At 73.3% G+C, this 6116-nt stretch carries 4 protein-coding genes and 1 pseudogene; all 5 read right to left on the bottom strand.

Going from position 1 to position 6116, the window contains the following annotated elements; all coding sequences use genetic code 11:
* A pseudogene (locus tag ACFVHB_RS39700) lies at positions 1-420 on the bottom strand (hypothetical protein); the annotation flags it as partial.
* A 276-nt stretch (positions 421-696) separates the two neighbouring features.
* The gene (obgE, locus tag ACFVHB_RS39695) at positions 697-2175 is read right to left on the bottom strand and encodes a GTPase ObgE (RefSeq protein ID WP_380332803.1); all 1479 of its coding nucleotides are present in this window, start codon (positions 2173-2175) and stop codon (positions 697-699) included.
* Between the two features lie 104 nt (positions 2176-2279).
* Positions 2280-2537, bottom strand: a complete 258-nt coding sequence (gene rpmA / locus ACFVHB_RS39690) for a 50S ribosomal protein L27 (protein WP_209416555.1) — start codon at positions 2535-2537, stop codon at positions 2280-2282.
* A 12-nt stretch (positions 2538-2549) separates the two neighbouring features.
* The gene (gene rplU / locus ACFVHB_RS39685; protein WP_045696828.1) at positions 2550-2867 is read right to left on the bottom strand and encodes a 50S ribosomal protein L21; all 318 of its coding nucleotides are present in this window, start codon (positions 2865-2867) and stop codon (positions 2550-2552) included.
* A 220-nt stretch (positions 2868-3087) separates the two neighbouring features.
* Positions 3088-6116, bottom strand: a 3029-nt coding sequence (locus ACFVHB_RS39680) for a ribonuclease E/G (RefSeq protein WP_380332800.1), incomplete at its 5' end; no start/stop codon positions are given.

The raw sequence follows: 6116 nt of genomic DNA, 5'->3' as shown, positions 1-6116 counted from the left end.
GTCCTCGGCCTGGTTGGCGCGGCGGCGGCCCTCGAAGGTGAACGGACGGGTGACCACACCGATCGTCAGGGCGCCCAGCGAACGCGCGATGTTGGCGACCACGGGGGCGCCACCGGTGCCGGTGCCGCCGCCGGTGCGGCCGGGGGCGGCGGCGCCCCGCCCAAGGCCGCCACCGCGGTCAAGGTCGGCCAGCCCGCGACCGTGGACTTCACCGACAAGCAGAGCCAGAAGAGCGCCAAGCTGGAGGTCACCGTCACCGGTTGGGAGACCGGCTCGGTCGAGGACCTCAAGGCCGCCAAGATCAGCACCACCGGCCTGGACGGCCGCACCATCATCTACCTCAACTACACGATGAAGAACCTGAGCGACACCACGCTCTCCTTCACCGCACCGGACTCGAAGTTCGTCGCCTTCGACCAGGCCGGCAAGAACGGCATCTTCGTCATGACCGCCGCCACCCCGCTGCCCAAGTGCACGGCCGCGAAGTTCCAGGGCTTCGCGAAGGGCTCCGAGGTCAAGGGCTGCCAGATCATCTCGCTGCCCGGCAACGCCGTCAGCGCGGTTGGCTACACCGACCTGACCGACCCGCTCAAGCTCCAGGCCTCCTGGGCGAAGTGACGCCCGATCGCACGACAACGGCCCCTGCCTCCCGTCCGGGAGGCAGGGGCCGTGGCACGTCGGCGGGGACAGCCGGGCTCAGTAGTCCTCGTCGTCGCCCTCGATGGCCGCCTGGCGGCCGCTGGAGAGCGCCTCGAAGGCGAGGAACTCGGCCTCGGCCGCGTCCCGGCCCTTCTGCTTCTCGCGGCGGCGGTCGACCGCCGGGCGCGGCGTCTCGAAGCGGTGGTCCTCACCGCGGCGGCCGAGCATCTCGGCACCGGCGGCCATGGTCGGCTCCCAGTCGAAGACGACCGCGTTCTCGTCCGGGCCGATGATGACGGTGTCGCCCTCGTGGGCCCCGACCTTCCACAGCTGCTCCTCGACGCCGAGGCGGGCCAGCCGGTCGGCGAGGTAACCGACGGCCTCGTCGTTGGCGAAGTCGGTCTGGCGGACCCAGCGCTCCGGCTTGCTGCCGCGGATGCGGTAGGCGCCGTCCTCCTCGGTGATGGTGAAGCCGGCGTCGTCCACGGCCTTGGGGCGCAGCACGATCCGGGTCGACTCCTCGACCGGCTTGGCGGCGCGGGCCTCGGCGACGATCTGCGCCATCGCGAAGCTGAGCTCGCGCAGGCCCTTGCGGGAGGCGGCGGACACCTCGAAGACGCGGTAGCCGCGCTCCTCCAGCGAGGCCCGGGTGAGGTCGGCGATGTCCTGGCCGTCCGGGACGTCGATCTTGTTGAGGGCGACCAGGCGCGGCCGGTCGTCGAGGCCGCCGTACTCGGCCAGCTCGGCCTCGATGGTCTCCAGGTCGGTGAGCGGGTCGCGGCCGGGCTCCAGGGTGGCGCAGTCCAGCACGTGCACCAGCACGGAGCAGCGCTCGACGTGCCGCAGGAACTCCAGGCCGAGGCCGCGGCCCTGGCTGGCGCCCGGGATCAGGCCGGGGACGTCGGCGACGGTGTAGACGGTGTCGCCGGCGGTGACCACGCCGAGGTTGGGGATCAGGGTGGTGAACGGGTAGTCCGCGATCTTCGGCTTGGCGGCGGAGAGCACCGAGATCAGCGAGGACTTGCCGGCGCTCGGGTAGCCGACCAGGGCCACGTCGGCGACGGACTTGAGCTCCATGACGATGTCGCGGGCCTCGCCGGGCTCGCCGAGCAGCGCGAAGCCGGGCGCCTTGCGGCGGGCCGAGGCGAGCGCGGCGTTGCCGAGGCCCCCGCGGCCGCCGGCCGCGGCGACGAAGCTGGTGCCGTGGCCGACGAGGTCGGCGAGCACGTTGCCCTGCTTGTCCATCACGACGGTGCCGTCCGGCACCGGCAGGACGAGGTCCTGGCCGTCGGCGCCGGTGCGGTGGCCGCCCGCGCCGGGCTTGCCGTTGGTCGCCTTGCGCTTGGGCGAGTGGTGGTACTCGAGCAGGGTGGTGACCTGGGCGTCCACGGTGAGGATGACGCTGCCGCCCTCGCCGCCGTTGCCGCCGTCCGGTCCGCCGAGCGGCTTGAACTTCTCCCGGTGCACGGAGGCGCAGCCGTGGCCCCCGTTACCCGCGGCGACGTACAGCTCGACGCGGTCCACGAAGGTGGTCATGGGTGTGCCTCCAGTTACGAAGAAGTCTGTGTTCTACCTGCGGTAAAGCACGAAGGGTGGACCGGATCATTCCGGCCCACCCTTCATTGTGAGTCTTGTCGGACTCAGGCCTCGGTGGCCACGATGTTGACGACCTTGCGGCCGCGGCGGGTGCCGAACTGCACGGCACCGGCGGTCAGCGCGAACAGGGTGTCGTCGCCACCGCGACCGACGCCCGCACCCGGGTGGAAGTGGGTGCCACGCTGGCGGACGAGGATCTCGCCGGCGGAGACGACCTGGCCGCCGAAGCGCTTCACGCCGAGGCGCTGGGCGTTCGAGTCACGGCCGTTGCGGGTAGAGCTTGCGCCCTTCTTGTGTGCCATCTCGCTATCCCCTTACTTGCTGACGGAGTCGATGCTCGTGATCCGCACAGCGGTGTGCTGCTGGCGGTGACCCTGGCGGCGACGGTAACCGGTCTTGTTCTTGTAGCGCAGGATGACGATCTTGTCGCCCTTGGTCTGGTCGACCACCTCGGCGTGAGCCTTCACGCCGGCCAGCACCCACGGGTCGGAGGTGACAGCGTCACCGTCGACGACCAGGATGGTGGAGAGCTCCACCGAGTCACCCGGCTTGGCCTCGATACGGTCGATCTCCAGCACGTCGCCGACGGCGACCTTGTGCTGGCGGCCGCCTGCGCGAACGATCGCGTACATGCGGTACCCCATTTCTAACTCGGTCGGAGCTCCTGATGCCAGCCGCCTGGGTACGGACACAGGGGCCTCCCCCGGAGCCTCTGACGAGGATCCGGGAGGTGATGTGCTCGGGAGCAAGGCGTAGACACGCCGAGGGTCAAGAATACGGACCGGCCGCCGCGGGGGCAAACCGGACCGTACGGACCCGGGGCCGGCGGTCGCCGGCCCCGGGCCACGGGCACTACTCGGCTGCCGAATCACCCTCGGCGGCCGCGGCCTTCTTGGCCGCCGCGCTGGTCCGCTTGGTGGCGGTCTTGCGGGCGGTGGTCTTCTTCGCGGCCGCCGTGGTCTTCTTGGCGGCCGTCTTCTTCGCGGCGGTCTTGCGGGCGGCCCGCTTCTTCGGGGCCGGCGCCTCCTCGGCGGGCTCCTCGGTCGCGGCGGGCGCCTCGGCGGCGGCCTCGGCGACCTCCACGGCCTCCGCGGCCTCAGTGGCCTCGGTGACCTCCGCGGCGGGCGCCTCGGCCGGCTCGACGGCGGCCGGAGCCTCCGCGGGCGCCTCCGCCGGGGCCGCGGCGACGACCTCGACCGGGGCCTCGGCCGGCGCCTCGGCGGCCGCGAAGGCCGCCTCCAGCGCCGCGTCGGCCCGGGCCTGCAGCACCACGATCTCGGCCTCGGCCGGCGCACCGGCCGGAGCCGTCGCCTTGCGCACCGCACGGCGGCGGGTGCGGCCGGCGGGCGCCGGAGCGGCCGGGATCTCGACCAGGCTCGGCTGGGCCTCGGCGGGCTCGGCGACGACCGGAGCCTCGGCCTCGGCCTCGACCACCGGCACCTCGATCGCCAGCTGCCCCTCGATCTCCTCGCGCTCGGGCGCCTCGACGGCCGCCTCGACCGCTTCGACGGCCTCGGCGACCTCCACGGCGGCCTCGGCAACGGCCTGCGGCTCCTCCTGGGCCGCCCCGCCCTTGCCCCGGCGACGGCGCTTGCCGCCGCCCGAGGCCGCCTCGCCGGCCGGAGCCGCCGGAGCGTGGACGTGGGCGCTCGGCTGCTCCATGTGCACGATCACGCCGCGGCCGTTGCAGTGCACGCACGCCTCGGAGAAGGACTCCAGCAGGCCCTGGCCGACCCGCTTGCGGGTCATCTGCACCAGCCCCAGCGAGGTGACCTCGGCCACCTGGTGCTTGGTCCGGTCCCGGCCCAGGCACTCCAGCAGGCGGCGCAGCACCAGGTCGCGGTTGGACTCCAGCACCATGTCGATGAAGTCGATCACGATGATGCCGCCGAGGTCGCGCAGCCGCAGCTGGCGCACGATCTCCTCGGCCGCCTCGATGTTGTTCCGGGTGACCGTCTCCTCCAGGTTGCCGCCCTGGCCGACGAACTTCCCGGTGTTGACGTCGATGACGACCATCGCCTCGGTGCGGTCGATCACCAGCGAGCCGCCGCTGGGCAGCCAGACCTTGCGGTCCAGCGCCTTCATCAGCTGCTCGTCGATCCGGTAGGTGGCGAACACGTCCACCTCGGAGGTCCAGCGCTGGAGCCGCTCGGCGAGGTCCGGGGCCACGTTGGAGACGTAGTCGTGGATGGTGTTCCACGCCTCGTTGCCGGAGACGATGACCTTGGTGAAGTCCTCGTTGAAGATGTCGCGGACGACCCGGACGGTCATGTCCGGCTCGCCGTACAGCAGCGCGGGGGCGTTGCCGGTCGCGGCCTTCTTCTGGATCTCCTCCCACTGCTGCTGCAGGCGCTGGACGTCGCGGGTCAGCTCCTCCTCGGAGGCGCCCTCGGCGGCGGTGCGCACGATGACGCCCGCGTCGTCCGGGACGATCTTCTTGAGGATCTGCTTCAGCCGGGCGCGCTCGTTCTCCGGCAGCTTGCGGGAGATGCCGGTCATCGAGCCCTCGGGCACGTAGACCAGGTAACGGCCGGGCAGCGAGATCTGGCTGGTCAGCCGGGCGCCCTTGTGGCCGATCGGGTCCTTGGAGACCTGCACCAGCACGGACTGGCCGGACTTCAGCACCGACTCGATCCGGCGCGGGCCGCCGTGGCCGCCCAGCGAGCCGAAGTTGACCTCACCGGCGTAGAGCACCGCGTTGCGGCCCTTGCCGATGTCGACGAAGGCGGCCTCCATCGACGGCAGCACGTTCTGGACCTTGCCCAGGTAGACGTTGCCGACGTACGAGGTGGCCTGCTCCTTGTTGACGTAGTGCTCGACCAGCACGCCGTCCTCGAGGACGCCGATCTGGGTGCGCTGGCCGTTCTGGCGCACCACCATGACGCGCTCGACCGACTCGCGGCGGGCCAGGAACTCGGCCTCGGTGATGATCGGCACCCGGCGGCGGCCCAGCTCGCGGCCCTCGCGGCGGCGCTGCTTCTTGGCCTCCAGACGGGTGGAGCCCTTGATGGACTGCACCTCGTCCGGGTCGAACGACGGCTCGGTGGAGCGGCGGCGCGGCTCGCGCACCTTCACCACCGTGCGGACGCCGTCCTCGGTGGTCTCGGCGGCCTCGGTGGCGCCGGCCTCACCGCTGCGGCGGCGACGGCGGCGACGGCGGCGGGACGACGCCAGGCCGGCGGACAGCTCGTCCTCCTCCTCGCCTTCCTCCTCCTCGTCGGCGGCGGCAGCGGCCGGCTCCTCGACGGACTGCTCGGCCTCGACGGCCTCGGCCTCGAACTCCTCGGCCTCGCCACGGCGGCGGCGACGGCCGCCCCGGCGGCGACGGCGGGACGGACGGCCGTCCTCCTCCCACTCGCCCTCGGCCTCGGGACCGGTGGCGGCGGGGGCCTCGACGGCGGCCGGGGCCTCGACGACGGGCGCCTCGACCGGCTCCTCGACGACGGGCTTGCGGCGGGCCGGGGTCTGCACGCGCACCTGGGTGCGGGTGCGACGGCGGCGGCCGACGCCGCTGTACTCGTACTCGTCGTCCTCCTCGCGGGCCACGGCCGGGGTCTCGGCCGGAGCGGCCTCGGCGGCCGGCTGCGGGGCGGACGGGGCGACGTAGGGCGCGGGCTCCTGGAAGACCGGCGCCTGGAAGATCGCGGTGGACGGGCGGACCGCGCGGCGGCGCACCCGGTGGGTCGGCTCGGCCTCGGCGGCGGGGGCCGGGGCGGGCGCGGCGGCCGGCTCGGGCGCGACGGCCTCGGCCGCCTCCTCGGCGGGCTCCTCCTCGACGGCCGGCTCCTCGGCCACCGGCTCCTCGGCCGGGGCCTCGACGACCGGCGCGGCCTCGGCCACCCGGCGGCGGCGCGGACGGCGGGCCGGCGCGGCCGGAGCCC

This window comes from Kitasatospora sp. NPDC127111 (genome assembly GCF_042677465.1).
Classification (GTDB): Bacteria; Actinomycetota; Actinomycetes; order Streptomycetales; family Streptomycetaceae; genus Kitasatospora.
This window is presented reverse-complemented; position numbering and strand designations above follow the sequence as displayed.

Excerpts from the sequence above, each read along its gene's own strand:
- obgE (WP_380332803.1), bottom strand. The coding sequence starts at position 2,175 with ATGACCACCTTCGTGGACCGCGTCGAGCTGTACGTCGCCGCGGGTAAC.
- rplU (WP_045696828.1), bottom strand. The coding sequence starts at position 2,867 with ATGTACGCGATCGTTCGCGCAGGCGGCCGCCAGCACAAGGTCGCCGTC.
- rpmA (WP_209416555.1), bottom strand. The coding sequence starts at position 2,537 with ATGGCACACAAGAAGGGCGCAAGCTCTACCCGCAACGGCCGTGACTCG.